This window comes from Jeotgalibacillus sp. S-D1 (assembly GCF_004358665.1).
Taxonomy (GTDB): domain Bacteria; phylum Bacillota; class Bacilli; order Bacillales; family Jeotgalibacillaceae; genus Jeotgalibacillus.
In genome coordinates this window covers 703,523-722,261 of the sequence record NZ_SMZR01000001.1, presented here as the reverse complement: position 1 = coordinate 722,261, position 18,739 = coordinate 703,523, and the positions used below count along the sequence as shown (strand labels likewise).

Below are 18,739 nucleotides of genomic sequence, written 5' to 3'. Positions count from 1 at the left end.
AAATATTTTTTAATCACTGCAGGGCAGCAGAATCGTAACAGTGGTTCCCCAGCCTATTTTGCTTTTCACCTTCATTTGCCCTGAATAATCCTGAATTAATTTGAAGCAGATGGTCAGACCGATTTCGGTCCCTTTTTCCTTATTTGTATAATAGGGTTCACCTATTCTTTTAAGCCGTTCTTTTGAAATCCCCTTCCCGTCATCAATTATGCGAATACGGATTGATCCGCCGACCTCATCAAGTTTTATTTTGATGTTGCCTTTAGCAGGAAGTGACTCCAGGCTGTTTCTTATAATATTAATTAATACCTGTTTAAAATGTGACCGTTGAAAAACAGTATGGGTATACGCCTGAAGTGCATTGGTTACATAAATGTGTTTATTCTGCTCATTCGCTACTGCTTCGAAAAGAAGTATGATGTTTTCTATTTCTTTAAATACATCTATAGATAATGACTCGGTTGCACCACTTGCATCATTTGCTTCCGGTTTGGCTAATAACAACAACTCTTTCAGCACATCATTAATGCGGTCAATTTCATCCAAGATAATGTTTTCATACCTGCTGTCTACACTTCTTTCTTTTAACAGCTGTATAAATCCCCTTACAGTAGCTAAAGGGTTTCGAATTTCGTGTGCGATACTCGCAGCAAGCTCCCCTATGACCTTTGATTTTTCAGTTGTAAGCAGCAACTGTTCGTTCTGCTTTTGGTTCGTGTAATCGATGCCATAAAAAAGCGTATATAATTCTTCATCATTATATTCTAAACTTCTATAACCCCATTGAACATAATGTATGTCTCCATTTGAATTAATCAGCCTCTGGATTTTTTGTGTTTCCACTTCCAGATTACTATGCTGTTTTAAGTAAGAGAAATGTTTTCCAGCCATGTCTTCTCTTTTGATGGACAATAAAGAACAGACTGAATCATTTAATTTTATCATTGTATTATTTTTATTTAATACTACAAGGTAGTTAGGATTAATATTCATAATCGTTTCCAGCAGACTGCTTTGCTTATAGAGTCTTGTATTGGCCTGATTTAATTTTTGTGACTGCATTTGAAAAAAACCTAAGAAAAGGATTATCGCGATTAAAATAGAATTAAAGCTGGAAAAATACAGCGGGAAAAATCCAAAAGCACTTATAGCGCCATTAAGAAAAACAAACAGCGCACCAAATGCTACTTTTGTATAGAATATCTTATAAAAATAATCTTTGAGTTTGATTGTAATGACCATTAAAAATAATGTATTCGTAAAAACGAACACAATATTGATTATAAAAGCGATATTCAGTGCTCCATACACAGGAATCAAATGAGATGGTGCAAAGGTAGTTTCAGGCACAAGTGAATAGGTCATGATACCTATATCTGTAAAGTTAATCATATAAACAATAATGCTAAAAACAACTAACGCGGTTAATCCATATTTATTAAAATAGATATGAAATGGTTTTAATTCACTATGGTTTAAAACCAGGTGGTACCCAAAATAATACATCAAAGGCATAATCATAATATTGCCGAACCTGAAAATACGAAAGACCAGATCAATTACTTCCTGGTCAAGGAAATCATTTGCATATAGAAACGCAATATCCACTTGCCACGCACACAATAAAAACAAAAAGACCGATAAAGCTTTTGTTATGCTTATCCTGGAATAAAACAGTATGGAAAATCCCAGGATAACCGGGATCAGAGATATAGCAATTAATAGTGTAAACTCCATTCAATTCCCTCCTCTTACTTGCTGCAAAGTTATTCATTCCGTACTCGCGGGAGGTAATTAACTTTTTAAAACCGTTCCATCGTTTCATCATGTAAATTATTATACAAGACTTTTAACAAAGAAAAACTATATTCAATAACATTCAAGTCAGATTAGTCATATGCACATGTATTAATCTTATAAAGGCCCGCATCATACAGTTTCCCCTTTATGTACATTTCCGTTAACAGTGCATAGGATACCTTATAAACTGTGAAGGGATTGAAAGCAATGTATTATGTTCCTTATGTAAATCCATATTCGTATAATCCATATACAAATGTTCCGGGGTATGCCCATGAAGCAGGATCTGGCTACGGGACTTATCCAAACGGGATGGACTATAGAAACAGCTATCAGTCAAATCCTGATTGGCGTATTCCTTTAAAGGATTACGGACCAGAACCATTTGTAGTAAATATCAACGAGGCTACCAAACAAAACAATACGTTTCGTACCGCCCTATGGACAGGCGAGCATTTGCAGTTAACGTTAATGAGCCTTAATCCCGGAGAAGATATCGGTTTGGAAATGCATCCTAATGTAGATCAATTTCTGCGTCTTGAACAGGGGCAGGGAATTGTGCAAATGGGGAAGGAAAAAAACAACTTAACTTTTCAGCGAAATGTTTCAGACGATTTTGCGATTATTATCCCTGCCGGAACCTGGCATAATCTCACAAATACAGGCAATACGCCCCTAAAGCTTTATTCCATCTATGCTCCTCCTAACCATCCTTTTGGCACTGTTCATGCTACAAAAGCGGCGGCAGAGGCTGCAGAGGAAAGTCACGGCCATGGCCAGGGAAATACAGTTATTTCCGGTAAGACGCCGGATGAATGGGTTCAGCACACTCAATTTTTGGTGAATGAGGGACTAGAGGACGTGAAAAGAGGAATAAATGCCACACATATTCTTCAGGAGTTTATCTTAATGGGCGTGCTTGTTGGAAAAGGCTATTCACCTGAGGAAGCTTATCAAACTGTTGAAGAATGGGAACGCACAGGAGTATCCAAAATTCTTCAGCAAAGCAAGAATATGTAGAAGCAGTTTTAAGTTCAACAAAAAAAGTCCTGTCCCAGACAGGGCTTTTTTTATATACCGTTTCCTCTTTAAATTTCAAATAACCTTCCATCTGCACAATAATCTATAATATCCGTATACACTTCCATATCCCACTAAATAAACAACAAATGTCCACCCAATGTTCCATCCGTTAGTGTATCTGGCTAAACCCAGCCATAAAAAAATCCATTCTATTAAAGTATTTACGATGGAAAAAACAAGAAACCAGCGAAAATCATTTTGTGAATTGATAACAATACTTATAAAAATTGAAGAAAAGACTGGAATGATACCTAAAACCATGGGAATGGATTCAAAATTTGTTTCAAAAGTGTACGGGGTCACATCAACCCAGTTGTATTCAACCGTAATCGTGTTTAATATGTTCGCCGCTATAGCAGCAAATGGAGCGATCACCAATATAATTTTTATGTCAATTCTGATAACAAACAAAGCAATAAGCCACGGCAATATAAAATAGAAAAGAGTATTAATGATCATGTTATCTTCTCCCTGCTTAAAATCCTTTCTGTATAGTATTAACTAAAACTTCTTAAACATTTCTCTGTACTAGTTAAATTTAAAAAAGATGGTTGGACGACTCATAAAATAGAAAAAAGAATGCTTCATGAAATTATCCATGAGAACATTCTTTTATGTGAGGGCAACATTATTTTTCTTTTTTCTTTCTAAACGTTGTCCCGGGTCTCCTGTTTCCAATTTCAAACAAACCTGTAGCGCTCAGTCCAGCAAAGCCTCCTGCCCAAAGCCTTAGGGCAAGGTCTAAATCAGTAAGAGGCTGCGCGAGAAACCCAATTAAAATCCCTGCTATAAGTGACATGAGTGGGACGAGATTTTTCGGCACGGACCATGTGCGCTTAATTAATTCAATAAATCCCAATACAACCGGTGACAGGATGGATGCAAAAATTAATACTTCATTCATAGCATTCCCTCTTCCCTTTATGTATTCCACAGCGATGGTCATCAAACAACGTTAAATGGATGTCATCCTCCGTATGTGTTAGAGCTAAAATATTCTTCTCCGGGTAATTAAATACCTAAATTACCGTTCATCCTCAAATAAAATTTTCAACCACAATTCAATGATTCCACTGCACAATAAATAAAAGAGTCAGAAAATCTCTGACTCTTTCACTCTTCTTTTCATTTCATACTTATCCTAGTTTTGCCACGAGCTGAGCAATCAGCTTGATAACCGTTTGAACAACTACTTCTGTCTGTACTTCTGTTTGTCTGATCGTGATGCCGTCTGAATCTTCAACTACGACATTCTGGCTATGAAATTGAACAGCTGTTACACTTTGTGCAATTTCTTCAAGTTTACTGGTATCTATTTCTTTTTCATGAGAAGCGAATACTAAAACAGCCGCTTCAATTGCAGCCTGAAGAGAAGTCTGGACCAATACTAATGTCTGAACTTCGGTTTGAGTTACCTCAACATCATGGCTATTGCGAATAAACAAGCCTTGTGTTTCGGTATTAATACCTGCAGCACTTTGGACGTTAGCATATTCTTCTTCAAATGATGGTCCATATCCAACTCCATATGGATAGCCATTCTCAGAAACAGAACGTCCATTTTTAGACTTTGGTGTATTTTTATCCATATTAAACCTCCTTTATCATTTTTTGCCTTACGCTATAGCGTATTCAATTTGGCAAAAGGTGTATAGACCATGCAACTAGATTGCTAGATTTATGAAGAGTTCTCCCAGTGGAGAGTTACATGTTCAATAGGTAAATACCCAATCACAAACTTTTTCTGTGCATATGATGGATTATGCTTACTATAAGAGGAGGTGTTTTACTATGGGTCAAGGTCTTGGTGGAGGATTCGCATTATTGGTTGTCTTGTTCATCCTTTTGATTGTCATTGGATCTTCTTATGCTGGTGGAGGTCATCAAGGTGGCGGAGGATGGTGTTAGTCATTCGCTAAAATAAAAAATGGGGTTATTACACAAACTTGTCTTTTGAGTTGAGTACCCATGATTATTTATCAATGTGATCAATAGCTGAATCACACCGTTACAATAACAATCGTATTTACTCAAAAGGGGCCCATTTGGTCCTTTTTTGTTTGTTTAATTTGATAAAAATTATAATTTTTGCAATAAACTGAAAAGTTTAAGCTTAAATCAGTTGGGGAATTTTAAAGCCATCAGGAGGGTACATATGAAAAAAACCATTATAACAGGACTATTGATCTTTGTATTCATTATTGGCATTACCATTGCTATTGGTTTCTCAAAAGAAAAAGAAAGTAAGGATAAAGCGGTTAAACACGAGGAGCTGGTTGCTTTAGGCGACTCTTTGACCCATGGAGTAGGCGATGCAGGTGCTGGTTATGCCGGCAATCTACAGAAAGCGCTGACTGAAAATCAGCATAATACTGTAACAGTTCATAACTTCGGTATACCAGGGCAGCAATCTGACGGTCTTCTCGATCAGCTCAAGGGGGAAGATATCAGAGAACGGATTAACAAAGCTGATTATATCATCTTATTTATTGGTACAAATGACTTGGTCAAAACGAACGGCGGGGATCTTTCCCGTATTTATGAGGATCGTATTGAAGTGGGCAAAGAAGATTACACAAGGAATTTAAAAGATATATTAGCGATTATTCGAAAAGAAAATGATGACGCTCCTGTGTTGCTGCTGGGCTTGTTTAACCCTTACCCCTCTTCTGAAGAGATTGAAGAAGTTGTAAATGACTGGAACAGTACAAGCAAGGAAATTGTCAGTCATGACAAAAGAGTCAAATATATCCCTACTAACGGACTTTTTAAAGAAAAATCCAAAACCTATTTTAGTGATGCCCTTCATCCAAACAGTGAAGGTTATGAACTGATTACGAAGAAAATCATAGAAGAATATGACTTTTAAAGCATAGCTGCCTTCTTTATGAAGGTGGTTTTTTTCAGCTTTCAGGCAAAATAAAATACCCGGCATACTGCACGGGCAATTAATTGTATGAGTTATTTAAATATCCGAAATTTTAATGAAGGATTTTACCAGTGAATTAACGGTTGCAGGATTTACATACCCTTCTTCATCTTTTTCTATATTGTGAATAGCAGTAATGGTCGGATCATTAGGACTAACAAATTTAATACGCCCGGAATCAAGTTTTTCAATAATCGTTGTAACTTTTTTAGTGAGCTCAATTTTATTCAATCCTTCCACCTCCATCTTTATTATACCAGAAAAAGTAATGTAAATGTTTTCAATAAGGTTACATTTATATATCCTTCGGGTTAATATAATGTAAATGACAGCACACAAAAAGATCAAAGTAAAGGGCAGCTTTACTTTGATCTATGGATGTAACTTTCTTATATTTAAGTAAGCTTCGTCAAAAGGCAGACCCAGCGCCTTTCTTTTTTCGTTGTATCGAAACAGTACATGCTCTAATAGTTTTCTGTCTTCATCAAAAATGAGGTTAATTGGCGGTATTTGATTAAGAAATAATTTGCTCAAATTGGTAAATTCTTTTTCCAAAAAGTTATATGTGATTTCTTCCAGCGCCCGATCTACAATAAAGGGGTTTTTATCCATAATATTGCGTATTGCTTTTAGCTGATCCTGATCAATCCCCTGGTAGCCTTCTCCTATAATTATCTTTTCTCCCAAAATGTTAAAGATAGGCCCATACAAATCCCTGATAATTTTCTCATCTTTTTTTCTTCGTTCTATTTTCAATTGAAAAAAATAATGTAATGCAGTGCTGACAATTGCTGCTGTAACTCCTGTCAAGAGGATGGAAAACCACTCATGCACAGATAATCAGCCTCCACATACTGCTCATTATTCCTGCCTGCTAACAATAAGCGAAGTCGTTAAGCCTACAATGCAAATCACCACGCATGAATACAAAAAACCTTCAAGTCCAATCACTTTATACCCCAGTAGGACAACAATTCCATCAACTAAAAAAATCACCGCTCCTACATTTAATTTCATAGCTTTTGAAATCATTTGAGCAATCAAATCAGTACCGCCCGTGCTGGTTTCAAATCGAAGCATTAATCCTATGCCAGCTCCAATAAAGAGCCCTCCTGCTAATGAACTGAGGGGAAGCGGAAAGCTAAATGCATACCTTAAAGGGGACAGCCAGTCAATCATCAAGGAAGAGACAAGCAGACCATGTAAGCTGTTATAAAAATATGTACGCTGCTTAAACCAGGCATAGATAAATAAAGGACAGCTTAACAAAATCATAGCCAGTCCTGCTTGTACATCCCAAAAATAATGAAGGATAAGAGCTAAACCGATCATTCCGCCATCAAGCAGATGAAATGGCACCAAAAAAGCATTGATGCCAATACTTAAGATCAGGCTTCCAAAGACAATGGCTAAACTTTTCTTAATCACGGAATTCTCCTTTTACTTCTCATCCTATGCCATTTATAAAAAGATATGAAAGAGTCTGTCCGCAAACAATTGATTACTGAAGGTTAATTAAAAGCAAGCCCTATCCTCTTCAATGCTAATTCAAGGTTTGATTCAACAATAATATCATTAAAATCAGCTAACGAAAGCTGGGTGATTTTTAGAGCAAGGTCTGGTCTGACTCCTGTCAGAACTGGCGTCGTCCCAACCAATCTAAGCATAGAGACCATTTTTTCAATGGAAAATCCGATCGAATCATTAATGTGCAGAATACCGGATAGATCAATAACCAAATAATTAAGATCCATGATTTCACAGCTTTTCAGAGCTTTACGCGTGATGATTTCGTATCTTTCATCGGTAACATCACCTATAATCGGCAGTACCGCAATCCCTTTCGTTATCGGGACAATGGGGGCTGATAAAGATTGAATCTGGTTATGAGCATGCTCCAGTTCCAGCACATATGTCAAAAGTGAGGATATAGTAGTAAAGAGTTCCACATGCTTTTCGTCGAATTCAAAATGTTTATTATCCAAACCGCAGATCGTTCCATAATTTTTTCCGTCTTCATAATAAATAGGAATCCCGATAAATGAACCCCCGCCCAGATTTTTTGTAACCTCCATATTTCTAGTCTTCTCGTGTTTGTTTATGTCATCAATTAATAATATTTCATTTCCACTGTCAACACTTAACCGGCATAACGTTTCTTGAAAAGGCATTGTTGAACCTTCTTTTAGAAGTTCATCTTCCCGGTTCATTACCTTTACAATTTGATTTGTATTTAAATCATTTTTGGCAATAAAAAGAGTGTTAATATTTATAAAATGACTCATTAATTTTAAAACATTCTCGGCTGCTTCACTAAAATCAGTATAGGATTGCGGCTTGATATCTTCAAATGTAATCAATATTCTTTTCCCCTTTTGTTTAACTACTTTATGTCTATATCTATTTTCCAATCTAATTATAGATGATTAAAACAATTTAGTAAAAAATACTCACTTCATCCCCCGAAAATTTTAGGGATGTTTAAACAGTATGAGCAGATAATACGGTAAGCCTTTTCACTTTTTGTATCATACAGTAAAATAAGCTAAAGAATGAAATAAAAACAGCAAGAGGTGCCTCATGAGTAAACTATTGTTAAAAAATGCACTCATCTATCCCATCACATCACCCATGATCGAATATGGTGATGTGTTAATTGAAAACGGATTAATTTTACAAGTAGGAGATTCCATTAAAGCTCCCTCCGGATGTTTTGAGTATGATTGCAATGGACAGCATCTGATGCCTGGGATGATTGATGTGCACACCCACCTTGGCCTATATGATGAGGGAACAGGCTGGGCTGGCAATGACGCCAATGAATCCATTGAGCCTTTAACGCCTCATATACGTGCAATTGACGGGATCTATCCATTGGATGAGGGATTCCGAAATGCGATTGCCCATGGCATTACAACCGTTAATGTTCTGCCAGGCAGTGCAAATGTTATCGGAGGGGTAAGTACAGTAATTAAAACCAACGGAAATATCATCCAATCGATGATTGTAAAGGAATCCTCAGGGCTTAAAATTGCTCTTGGAGAAAATCCAAAAAGAATGCATTCCAATGGCAGCAACGACTCCATTACCAGAATGGGGATTATGGGGATGCTAAGAGAGGCATTTTACCACGCGAAACATTCTGCCCATCCCGAAGATATTCGAATAGCACCGATTAAAAAGGCATTAAACAGGGAGATTCCAGTAAGAATTCATGCTCACAGGGCAGATGACATTGTTTCTGCGATTCGATTTGCAGAAGAATTTGACTTGGACCTTCGGATAGAACATTGTACAGAAGGCCATTTAATTATAGATGAACTCATCCGGTCTAAAAGCAAGGTTTGCATAGGTCCTACCATTACGCGGAAATCAAAAGTCGAGCTCAAAAATAAATCTTGGAAAACATACCATAAATTATCAGATCAGGGCATCGATATTTCCATTACAACCGACCATCCTTATACCCCAATCCAGTACTTAAATGTTTGTGCAGCCATTGCTGTGCGGGAAGGGCTCACAATTGAAAAAGCGCTTGAAGCAGTAACGATGGGACCTGCCAGAAACCTTGGGATTGAGGACCGTGTGGGGAGTATTGAAGCCGGAAAAGAGGCCGATTTAGTACTCTGGAGCCAGCATCCGTTTCACTTTATGGCAAAACCTTCCTTTACAATGATTTATGGGGAATTCGTCTATAAAAATTCTTAAAAATCTTTACACATTTCATACAAAAAAACTATTTTCAAACCCTGATTTTTTTTGTATGATTTAATTGCAAATATGTAGAACAAACTGTCATTAGTTTTAATACAATGATGCCATGGGGCTATTTTGAGGGTCTTTAATGGAGGGAAGGCAAATGGTGCGCCACCAGGTTTTTGACTGGTTCTAGTGGGTTCGATTCCCACCCCGAAATTTTTTATGAACGTTATGAAAAATTTCGAGGGTGAGTATCGCAGTCCTACTAGGATACTGCCCTTTTATGGAGGGGTAAACCATGATCAAAAAACGGGACATACACGAAAGCCAAGCGCTTTTCGAGTTGATGGTGCATCCGGAAGTCTTCCCTTTTGTGCGCCAAAAAGCCCAGTCGCCTGATGAGCTTGTTTTCTTAACGAAACAAACCATCGAAGCCGAAGAAAAAGGCGAACTTATTTCGAGAACGATCATGGATGAGTGGGGTTCTCCCATCGGCACGATCAATTTATTTGATGTAGAAGGCGACGCAGGATTTCTTGCCACATGGCTCGGAAAACCGTATCATGGCAAAGGATATAATCTGCTTGCCAAGGAAGCTTTCTTTAAGGAATTATTTTATGAGCTGGGGATTGAAACAGTTTATATGAAGATCAGAAAAGCAAATGTGCGTTCTCAAAAAGCAGCAGAAAAACTGCCTTATACCGTATTAGCGAACGAATCAAAGCAGCATATTTATGATCAGATCAATGCTGAAGAAAAAATGTACAATTTATATGAAATCTCCAAGGATCTGTATACCTTCCATATTATGCGAAAGCTCGATGTTCAGGAAGAAGCGCTTGAAGCATAAAAAGTCCACGCGGTCTCTCGCGTGGACTTTTCCTTATGCTCTATTAAGAGCAGTTATTATATCTGTTTCGTCGTTAAGGATTTCAATTGCTTTATTGTTAAGCCCGTCCATGTTAACTGCTTGCACCAGTACAGCTGCAACATCTGCCCGGGTAATGTCCCCATCGCGGTTTTCAAGAATCTCTTCTGCCCGAATTGTCCCTTTTGCATCTTCATCTGTCAGCGCACCCGGGCGAATAATTGTGTATGTTAAACCACTTTTTTCCAAATGGACATCAGCGGCGTGCTTGGCATCATAATACACTTCCATGCTTTCGTCGAGATCAAGCTGGGAAGGATCTTCTGCTCCGAGGGCACTCAGCATGATAAACTTCTTCACACCATGCGCTTTTGCATAATCAATTGCTTTAATGGCCCCTTCTTTATCAACCGATTTTGTTTTATCCGGTCCGGTATTTCCTCCGGATCCTGCAGCGAAAATTACAACATCTACATCTTTATATGCGCTGCTGAAATCTTCCTCCAGATTTCCCAACACTGGTAGTCCTCCAAGCTGTTCAATTGTTGCTTTTTGTTCCTCATTGCGAACCATGCCCATTGCATAATATGAGCTTTTCTTAGCCAGCAGGTCAACAACCATTCTGCCGGTTGTGCCGTTTGCTCCGATAACTAATACATTTTGTCTCTCTTTCATTTTCTTCAATCCCTTCAGATAGCTGTGTCTAATCAACTTTACCCCCGCCATTTTGTTCTAAACGTAAGAGTAGGCTATCTTAACTGTACCACTAAAAAAAGCACCCTTTCAAAAAACGAAAGAGCACCTTTTAGAACGGATATTATTTTGTTAGTGAAGCAATTTCATCCACCATCTGGTCAATCGTGTAGGAAGGCGGTGCTTCATCCATTTTTTCCACCATCGACCATTGCTGATCGCGAAGCTGTCTCACTGTTGTTATAAAACACTCCTGGGTCAAATGCTCTTCTTCTAATTTAAGCGCAAAGCCATGCTGGACAAAGGAGTTTGCATTTAGGATTTGATCTCCTCTGCTGGATTCTCTGGGAAGAGGAATCAGAAGCATCGGTTTTTTTAAAGCCAAAAACTCAAAGATTGAATTTGATCCTGCTCGTGACACAACCAGATCTGTGATCTCGAGCAAATGCGGCAGTTCGTCGGTTACAAATTCATACTGCACATAACCTTCTCTTGGCTTTTGCAATAAATTGCCCTTCCCGCATAAATGAATGATGGAAAAGTGCTCCAGCAGCTGATCAAGTGAATCCCGTACGATTTTATTTATCCCTTGAGCACCTAAGCTTCCGCCCATAACCATCAGCACGGGTTTGGATGCATGAAGCTCAGTTAGTTCTTCACCCTTTGCCCTCGAACCTGAGAATAAGTCTTCTCTGATAATTGCGCCTGCACAAGTGGAACGGTCAGCTGGCATAAATTGAAGCGTTTCTTTAAAAGTGGTGTATATTTTTGTAGCAAAAGGAATGGCCAATTTGTTTGCCAGACCCGGCGTTACATCTGATTCGTGAATTACTGCCGGGACCTTCGCCATCTTGGCTGCCAGTAAAACAGGTACGGAAACAAATCCGCCTTTAGAAAAAATAACATCGGGCTTTTCTTTTTTAATCACACGAAATGCCTGCATGACGCCTGCTAAAACCCGGAAAGGATCGGTGAAATTTTTCATGGAAAAATATCTTCTCAATTTACCGCTGGCAATCCCGTGATAAGGAACCGCAGGAAATTGTTTTGTAATCATTTCTTTTTCAATGCCATTATGTGAACCAATATAGCTGATGGTCCATCCTTTTTCTTTGAATCTGGGAATCAGGGCAACATTAACAGAAACATGTCCAGCTGATCCTCCGCCTGTAAATAGTACTCGCTTTGTCATAGTCTTACTCCAATCATCAATTGTTTACTTGACTATTATACACATTTTCTAGTAAATATACGTTTAATTATTTACTTTATTACTATATCATTCCTAAGCCTTATCGTTAAAGATGATTTTTTTTGCAACGTTTAACCCACTCAGTGTGACCATTGGCGACCCTCCGCCGGGATGAGTGGTTCCTCCGACATAGTATAGTGCTTTTATATCTTTGCTCTTATTTCTTGGCCTTAGAAATGCATCGCTTTTTTTATGGGAGGAAACACCGTAAAGTGCACCTTTATACGCGTGAAAAAGATGAGCAATGGAATCTGGCGTATACACTTTTTCAACCTCCAGATTTTCTCTAATATCAATACCTTCTTTTTCCAGTCGATCATAAATTTTATTTTTATAGCGGTCTATCTCCTCACCGCTCTTCATGTTAACGGCAGGGGCATTGACTAAAATAAATAAATTGCTTCCCTTTGATATGCTCCGGTCTGTATATGCGCTATGGCAAATATAGACAGTGGGGTCTTCCGGAAGCTGATTTTTTTCAAAAATATCACTGAATTCCCGCTTGTAATCTTCAGGAAAAAACACCTGATGGTGATGAATGTCCTGCTGATATTTCTTTAATCCTGCCAAAATAACAAATGCAGATATTGAAGGCTCATAAGAATCTAGTTTTTTATTGGGCAAAGAAGGTCTAAGCTCCTCGCTAATTAGTTGTTTAGTTGCCGTAATAAAATCACCATTGATAATTACTGTGTCTGCAGGAACCTCCATGCCACTGGCTAATTGCACACCTGCAGCGGTCTGATCACGGACGATAACCTGTGAAACCTCTTGTTCAAGATGCAGACTACCTCCTAATTTTTTAAATACCTCAACAAATGCTTGAGCGAGATTAGGATTTCCTCCCTTTATCGTAAAAACACCTTCAGTCATTTCCAGATACCCGATCATCGAGAAAGTTGCAGGGGTTTTATAAGGGGAAGAGCCGATATAGGTCGCGTAGCGATTAAAAACCTGAAGAATTTCTTTATTTTTAAAGTAGCGGGAGTGAAAATGATTCATCGTCTCTAAAGGCCTGACTGAAAAGAATGCCTTTGTGAGGGATGGAGACAAATAATCCAGCCAGCTTTGAAATGTGCGATGAAAAAATCCGTGCTCCGACTGCTTGTAAAGCCGCTGAACTTCCTTTAAGTAATCCCAGTACGTTTGAGCTGCTGTGGGATCCAAATCCGCGAGCTGCTTAATAACTGCATCCGGGCTAGTGGATTGAATAAATGAATCGCCAGAGTAAAATACATTCTTCGTATGATGATCCAGCCGAACGAATTCAATATAATCATCAAGTGATTCTCCTACATTGGACAGGACTTTTCGAAATACATCCGGCATGGTAATCGTATTCGGTCCAAAATCAAAGGAATAGTCACCGATTTTTACCGGCATCATTTTCCCGCCGGCATGTGCATTCTTTTCCACTATCGTTACGTGGTAACCCTCGTGTTGAAGCTGGATGCCGGCCGCCAATCCGCCCAGCCCTGCTCCGATAATGACAACTTTTTTCATTTATATATTCTTCCTTTCCAGACATATCCTTTTTTAAAGATGGAACGCAGCATTGAAGCCCCTAAAAGAATCGTTAAAGCGACAGCTGATAAAGGCATTAATAAAAAATGAAAAGGAGCTTGCTTTGCAGCCCTGTCAATGATGGCCGTCTGGACCCAAACTAAGAGAAGGGGTATAATCCAGTGCCATTCCAAGGTCCATATTGAAAGTATGGCGATTATAAGCGGAAGAAAATAAAATGACAGATAAAATATACTGACCAAAAGGGCTGTAACCGGCGACCTGCCCAAACCAACGTAAATATTTTTTAAGAACCCCTCCCAGACATCCTTGTTCGTATCATACATAAAACAGGAAACTGAGGGCGTGACATTTGCAAGTGTCGCTTTAAAGCCATGCCTTTTCATTGTTCTGGTGATATGAATATCCTCAATGAGCGAGTCTTTTACTGCCGCATGCCCGCCGATCGCGTCATATGCTTTTTTTTCAAAAAACATAAACGCTCCATGTGCAGCGGTAAAAGCAGGAATGACAGTGGTGTTGCCGATGATATTTGGCAGATGGAAAAAAATAAAAAAATGCTGAAGCGGGACAAGAAGTCTGCCGATAAAAGGACGGATTGGGAATTTTGGAAACCCCGTTACAAGCTTGGAGTTGTATCTTTCCATGACATGCATAGCCTGGTGAACTACATTTGGCTCCACTCTTACATCTGCATCCAGAAATAATAAATATTCTCCTTTGGCCCTTTTACCTAATTGCTTGCAGGCATGCACCTTCCCCACCCAGCCTTTTGGGAGTTCACTTCCCTCATAGACGGAAAAACGCTGATCGCCATTGATGGCTCTCTGCAGGCACTCTTCTGTTCGATCTGTAGACTTGTCATTTAGAACCAGTACTTCTATTTCGGGATATTGAATGCTTTTTATTGAATTTATAATCCCTGCTGCGTTCTCTTCTTCATTTCGCATCGGAATAAGAATGGACACTTTCCCTTTTAAGGAATGATCTGTTTGCTTTAATGTGGGCATGGATATGACATTTATTGTAGTAAATAATATGAAAGCCAGTAAACCAGCGATTAACAGAATCATTTTATACTCCTTTTATGTAGAGGGCTTTTCATCCACTGCAGCCATTCACTTGCCGTTTTTGATCCACTTTTAAACAAAGTGTATTGATCTGTTTGTTCATTAATTATATCTTCCCTAACACTCGAAACCAATTCCTCATGAATCACACGCAGATCATTTGTAATCTCTCCCCTGTTTAATCCGCTAAATCTGTCAGGAGGTACAGTATGCCCAATCCGTATGAACAGTTCTGGCCGCTGGTCATGCCTGAAGGTGTAATAAGCAGCAATCGGAATAATCTTCAAATTAGAGATTCTCTCTGCTAAATAAGCAGGGCCATTCATATAAGTAAATGGTCTTTTTTCTATATGTTCTTCTTTTCCTTGAGGAAAGATCCAGACACTTTTATTTTCTTCAAGAAGGGACAATGAAGTTTTTAATGAGCGCATTAAATCTTTTGGAGAGGCGGGATCAACAGCAAAAGCACCGATCTTGCCGAAAAAAGGGAAATCTGTCATCCCCTTTTTGCTCATCATGGCATAACTGTCCTCTTTCATTACTTTTCGATTTAAATAAAATATTAACAGCCCGTCCCACCAGTTTGAATGATTCATAACATATAATTTTGGTCCTGAGCCTTCAGCAGAGCGCTGATCATGGATATAAATTTTATAAAAATGCTTTTTAAACTGCAGGTTCAGAAAGCTTGTCAGCAAGATTTCTGTTTTGAGTGATTTTTTGGGCTTATTCATTAATAAGAATTCTCCTTCCTGTTTTCGCTGCGATGAATGTCACAGCTAACCCGGAGATTGTAATGAAAATAGCCAAATACAACCCTGCCATCAGTGAGGTTACAACAAACATGGCAATCATCATCCCGTAAAGCCATTTCATTCGTTTGGTCCATAGCTCATCCCATTTCGCGGATTTAGAAGTCATCCAGATGTACAGCAGGAACTGTATTCCAAATGATACAAAAAACCATCCGGCAAAATTTTGATTTGGAATGCCGTAATAAGGACCCGAATCCTCCCAAACCCAGTATTCTTTTGCTACAAAAGCAACAGGATCTATAATTAAATCCATACACACTGCAAGCATTGAGGTTATAAGCGGGTAGATAAGCATTCCAGGAACTGAAAATGATTGATTCAGCCATGGCCGAACCAGTGCCATTGAAGTAAATATCACCATAACCCAGGCAAAGCCGATGGTTAACGGTACGCCAAAAATCTGTACACCGAAGTCCTTTTCATAATGATAAGCGCCAAAAACCCAGCCATATTTAACACCAAGGGACTCAGCCCACATGGTAAATGCCATAATAATTACCGAAAAAGTAAGACCTGTTAATAATCCCAGTGTTTTTACAGCATAAATAACAGCCAGTGCCCCAGCTAAATAGAGAAAGACAGCGTTAGCCCATTCCAGAAAAGGAGGGAGCAGATCAAACCCCACCAAAATGATACCCACCGAGTACCACACTAAAAAAATTCTCCAAACCCATTCCATATACTGACCTCCATAAGCCTTAATATTCATTTTTGTGATATAATGCTATTTTGAATCTAGAACTACTTACAAAAGAAAGCAGTGGTAATATGGATCAAACTTATACGATCCGGGGAAAAATAAAACAGCTATCCATCATTCTAATTCCAATTCTGGTTACTCAGCTTGGCCTATTCGCAATGAACTTTTTTGATACCATTATGTCGGGGCAGTTTTCTACAACTGATCTTGCCGGGGTAGCAATTGGTTCATCGCTGTGGCTGCCCGTTTTTACAGGGCTATCTGGAATTCTGTTATCCATTACACCAATCGTAGCACAGCTTGTTGGTGCAAAAAAAGAAAAAGACGTCCCCTTATCGGTTATCCAAGGCGTTTATGTGGCAATTATTATGGCTTTAGCAATCGTAATCATCGGATCATTAATCCTCTCTCCAATCTTAAATGCAATGAATATTGATCCTGAGGTCAGGAGAATAGCCAAATATTATTTGATTGCTTTATCGTTTGGGATCGTTCCTTTATTTATTTATAACGTTCTACGATCGTTTATAGATGCACTCGGCCTTACACGGGTTTCTATGTTTATCACGCTAATGTCACTGCCTTTAAACGTATTGTTTAACTATCTGTTGATTTTTGGAAAACTTGGCCTGCCCGCATTAGGAGGAGTTGGTGCCGGGGTAGCCTCTGCTATTACGTATTGGCTGATCGCCATCATTTCCATTGTCATCATCCATCGAAACCGACCGTTTAAGAGCTACCAGATTTTCAGCAAATGGTATGGCGTGTCGTTCGCAAAGTGGAAGGAAATCCTTATTATCGGTATTCCAATCGGTTTTTCGATCTTTTTTGAGACAAGCATTTTTTCGGCAGTAACACTCCTGATGAGCAATTACTCGACTGAAGTCATTGCCGCCCATCAGGCTGCAATTAATTTTTCCTCCTTTCTTTATATGATCCCACTCAGCATTGCAATGGCTTTAACCATCGTAGTTGGCTTTGAAGTGGGTGCAGGCCGGATGAGGGATGCTAAACAGTACAGCTGGATGGGTGTAGGCATCGCTGCGTCCATTTCTTCATTGCTGGGAATTATCGTATTCTTTTTTAGAGAACCGATTGCCTCTATTTATGTAAATGATCCGGCGGTCGTTGACTTAACCGTTCAATTTTTATTTTTTGCTGTTTTATTCCAGTTATCCGATGCGATCCAGGCGCCGGTGCAGGGAATATTAAGAGGTTATAAGGATGTGAACATCACACTGATTATGACTATGATTTCGTATTGGGTTATCGGGCTTCCCAGCGGTTATCTGTTGGCTAACTGGACAAGCCTTGAGTACTTTGGCTACTGGGTTGGATTAATTGCAGGTTTGACAGCAGGAGCCGTTACGCTCTCCATCCGATTAATTAAAATTCAAAAGAAAAAAGAAACCGTATAAACAAAAAAAGCTCCCTCACCTGATTAAGGCGATGGAGCTTTTTTTATTGCTGCCTGTAAACTTTACCAAGAACATCTTTCCCCCCTGTTATGGGAACGACCGATCCTGTGATAAAGTCAGAAGCCGGGTCACACAAAAACAGGATCATCCTTGCAATGTCTTCCCCTGTTCCCGGTCTTCCTATTGGATTGTCAGGATCCTCTTTTCCAATCGCATCAGAAATCGTCCGTTCCTTCCACTCTCCTATAATATCTCCGGGACAAACCATGTTTACGGTTATTCCATGTTCTGCTTCTTCGAGCGCCAGTGTTTTGGTTAAGGATGCAGCACCGCTTTTTGCAGCTGCAAACACAGAACGGTACATCCATCCGGGAGCTGTTTCCACCCGGTCAAACCCATAGGTGATAATCCGTCCCCATTTATTGTTTCTCATCATAGGAATAACCAGCTTGGATAAACAAAAAACAGCACTTAAATTGCCATTCATTATCTTGTTCCATTCCTCAAGTGTATATTCAGCCATCCGTTTTCGTTCTTTAATAAAAGGACCTGCATTGTGAATGAGAATATCAACTGAGTGAAGGTCATTTTTTTTCAGAACATCTGAGATCTTTGAACATTCTTCCGGAATCGAGACATCTGCCTGAACAGCAATAATTTTCCTTTGGTTTGACGATTTAAATTGGCTGAGCTCTTTAACAAATGCTTCTGCTGCCCTTTTATCACTTCTGTAATTAATAATTAAATTAACGTCTTGCTGCGCAAATTCTTTGCAAACATTGCGTCCAATCCCTTTTACGCCGCCGGTTATCAGTACGGTTTTTCTCACTCATATCCTCTCCATCTTCCTTGATGACTTAAGTATGAATGAAACAGAGATAAATGCAA

21 protein-coding genes are annotated in these 18,739 nt (G+C 39.0%); 6 read left to right on the top strand and 15 right to left on the bottom strand.

All coding sequences use genetic code 11. The annotated features are described in order from the left end of the window. Positions 1 to 9 precede the first annotated feature (9 nt). Positions 10 to 1,737, bottom strand: coding sequence for an ATP-binding protein (locus E2R51_RS03710; RefSeq protein ID WP_133375677.1), 1,728 nt, complete (start codon positions 1,735 to 1,737; stop codon positions 10 to 12). A gap of 252 nt (positions 1,738 to 1,989) precedes the next feature. On the opposite strand from E2R51_RS03710, the gene E2R51_RS03705 reads away from it, so the two are divergent. After that, positions 1,990 to 2,820, top strand: a complete 831-nt coding sequence (locus E2R51_RS03705; RefSeq protein ID WP_483299899.1) for a cupin domain-containing protein — start codon at positions 1,990 to 1,992, stop codon at positions 2,818 to 2,820. Positions 2,821 to 2,895: 75 nt separating this feature from the next. Here the strand turns inward: E2R51_RS03705 and E2R51_RS03700 are convergent, their stop codons facing one another. The 3 genes from E2R51_RS03700 to E2R51_RS03690 form a co-directional block, all read right to left on the bottom strand. Further along, positions 2,896 to 3,342 carry a CBO0543 family protein gene (locus E2R51_RS03700; protein ID WP_133375676.1) on the bottom strand — a complete coding sequence of 149 codons (447 nt, stop codon included), beginning with the start codon at positions 3,340 to 3,342 and terminating at the stop codon, positions 2,896 to 2,898. A 169-nt stretch (positions 3,343 to 3,511) separates the two neighbouring features. Then, a complete protein-coding gene (locus E2R51_RS03695; protein WP_133375675.1) occupies positions 3,512 to 3,787 on the bottom strand; it encodes a holin in 276 nt (91 codons plus the stop codon). Positions 3,788 to 4,019: 232 nt separating this feature from the next. Next, complete coding sequence (locus E2R51_RS03690; RefSeq protein WP_133375674.1) at positions 4,020 to 4,472, bottom strand: spore coat protein; 453 nt, start codon at positions 4,470 to 4,472, stop codon at positions 4,020 to 4,022. Positions 4,473 to 4,635: 163 nt separating this feature from the next. On the opposite strand from E2R51_RS03690, the gene E2R51_RS03685 reads away from it, so the two are divergent. After that, positions 4,636 to 4,791: a YjcZ family sporulation protein gene (locus E2R51_RS03685; RefSeq protein WP_205703303.1), complete on the top strand. Its 156-nt coding sequence runs from the start codon at positions 4,636 to 4,638 to the stop codon at positions 4,789 to 4,791. Between the two features lie 247 nt (positions 4,792 to 5,038). Beyond that, positions 5,039 to 5,752, top strand: coding sequence for a DUF459 domain-containing protein (locus E2R51_RS03680; RefSeq protein WP_133375672.1), 714 nt, complete (start codon positions 5,039 to 5,041; stop codon positions 5,750 to 5,752). A gap of 96 nt (positions 5,753 to 5,848) precedes the next feature. Here E2R51_RS03680 and E2R51_RS03675 read toward each other — a convergent pair whose 3' ends face one another. The 4 genes from E2R51_RS03675 to E2R51_RS03660 all read right to left on the bottom strand — a co-directional run bounded on the left by E2R51_RS03675 (position 5,849) and on the right by E2R51_RS03660 (position 8,172). After that, a complete protein-coding gene (locus tag E2R51_RS03675; RefSeq protein WP_133375671.1) occupies positions 5,849 to 6,043 on the bottom strand; it encodes a hypothetical protein in 195 nt (64 codons plus the stop codon). 141 nt (positions 6,044 to 6,184) lie between these two features. Continuing rightward, the gene (locus E2R51_RS03670; protein ID WP_133375670.1) at positions 6,185 to 6,646 is read right to left on the bottom strand and encodes a hypothetical protein; all 462 of its coding nucleotides are present in this window, start codon (positions 6,644 to 6,646) and stop codon (positions 6,185 to 6,187) included. A gap of 27 nt (positions 6,647 to 6,673) precedes the next feature. Beyond that, on the bottom strand, positions 6,674 to 7,240 hold the full coding sequence (locus tag E2R51_RS03665) for a YitT family protein (protein WP_133375669.1): 567 nt from the start codon (positions 7,238 to 7,240) through the stop codon (positions 6,674 to 6,676). An 83-nt stretch (positions 7,241 to 7,323) separates the two neighbouring features. Further along, the gene (locus E2R51_RS03660; RefSeq protein ID WP_240732948.1) at positions 7,324 to 8,172 is read right to left on the bottom strand and encodes an STAS domain-containing protein; all 849 of its coding nucleotides are present in this window, start codon (positions 8,170 to 8,172) and stop codon (positions 7,324 to 7,326) included. Positions 8,173 to 8,392: 220 nt separating this feature from the next. Between E2R51_RS03660 and E2R51_RS03655 the strand changes: the two genes are divergently transcribed. Together E2R51_RS03655 and E2R51_RS03650 are read left to right on the top strand one after the other, a co-directional pair. Further along, positions 8,393 to 9,520 carry an amidohydrolase gene (locus E2R51_RS03655; RefSeq protein ID WP_133375668.1) on the top strand — a complete coding sequence of 376 codons (1,128 nt, stop codon included), beginning with the start codon at positions 8,393 to 8,395 and terminating at the stop codon, positions 9,518 to 9,520. A 289-nt stretch (positions 9,521 to 9,809) separates the two neighbouring features. Then, a complete protein-coding gene (locus E2R51_RS03650) occupies positions 9,810 to 10,361 on the top strand; it encodes a GNAT family N-acetyltransferase (protein WP_133375667.1) in 552 nt (183 codons plus the stop codon). 33 nt (positions 10,362 to 10,394) lie between these two features. Here E2R51_RS03650 and E2R51_RS03645 read toward each other — a convergent pair whose 3' ends face one another. The 6 genes from E2R51_RS03645 to E2R51_RS03620 form a co-directional block, all read right to left on the bottom strand. After that, entirely contained in the window at positions 10,395 to 11,054 is a 660-nt protein-coding gene (locus E2R51_RS03645; RefSeq protein ID WP_133375666.1) for an SDR family oxidoreductase, read from the bottom strand. A gap of 142 nt (positions 11,055 to 11,196) precedes the next feature. After that, positions 11,197 to 12,264 (bottom strand): undecaprenyldiphospho-muramoylpentapeptide beta-N-acetylglucosaminyltransferase, encoded by a 1,068-nt coding sequence (locus E2R51_RS03640; RefSeq protein WP_133375665.1) that lies wholly within the window; start codon positions 12,262 to 12,264, stop codon positions 11,197 to 11,199. Between the two features lie 93 nt (positions 12,265 to 12,357). Then, on the bottom strand, positions 12,358 to 13,827 hold the full coding sequence (locus tag E2R51_RS03635) for a phytoene desaturase family protein (RefSeq protein WP_133375664.1): 1,470 nt from the start codon (positions 13,825 to 13,827) through the stop codon (positions 12,358 to 12,360). Further along, the gene (locus E2R51_RS03630; protein WP_133375663.1) at positions 13,824 to 14,921 is read right to left on the bottom strand and encodes a glycosyltransferase family 2 protein; all 1,098 of its coding nucleotides are present in this window, start codon (positions 14,919 to 14,921) and stop codon (positions 13,824 to 13,826) included. Before E2R51_RS03630 ends, E2R51_RS03635 begins: the two co-directional genes overlap by 4 nt. Further along, entirely contained in the window at positions 14,918 to 15,652 is a 735-nt protein-coding gene (locus E2R51_RS03625; RefSeq protein WP_133375662.1) for a lysophospholipid acyltransferase family protein, read from the bottom strand. The genes E2R51_RS03630 and E2R51_RS03625 overlap by 4 nt, the downstream gene beginning before the upstream one ends. Further along, positions 15,645 to 16,412, bottom strand: coding sequence for a carotenoid biosynthesis protein (locus tag E2R51_RS03620; RefSeq protein WP_165967129.1), 768 nt, complete (start codon positions 16,410 to 16,412; stop codon positions 15,645 to 15,647). The genes E2R51_RS03625 and E2R51_RS03620 overlap by 8 nt, the downstream gene beginning before the upstream one ends. 89 nt (positions 16,413 to 16,501) lie before the next feature. Here E2R51_RS03620 and E2R51_RS03615 point away from each other — a divergent pair, with 89 nt between their 5' ends. Further along, positions 16,502 to 17,851, top strand: coding sequence for an MATE family efflux transporter (locus E2R51_RS03615; RefSeq protein WP_133375660.1), 1,350 nt, complete (start codon positions 16,502 to 16,504; stop codon positions 17,849 to 17,851). Between the two features lie 43 nt (positions 17,852 to 17,894). On the opposite strand, the gene E2R51_RS03610 is transcribed toward E2R51_RS03615, so the two are convergent. Next, positions 17,895 to 18,680 carry an SDR family oxidoreductase gene (locus E2R51_RS03610; protein WP_133375659.1) on the bottom strand — a complete coding sequence of 262 codons (786 nt, stop codon included), beginning with the start codon at positions 18,678 to 18,680 and terminating at the stop codon, positions 17,895 to 17,897. Positions 18,681 to 18,739: the final 59 nt, after the last annotated feature.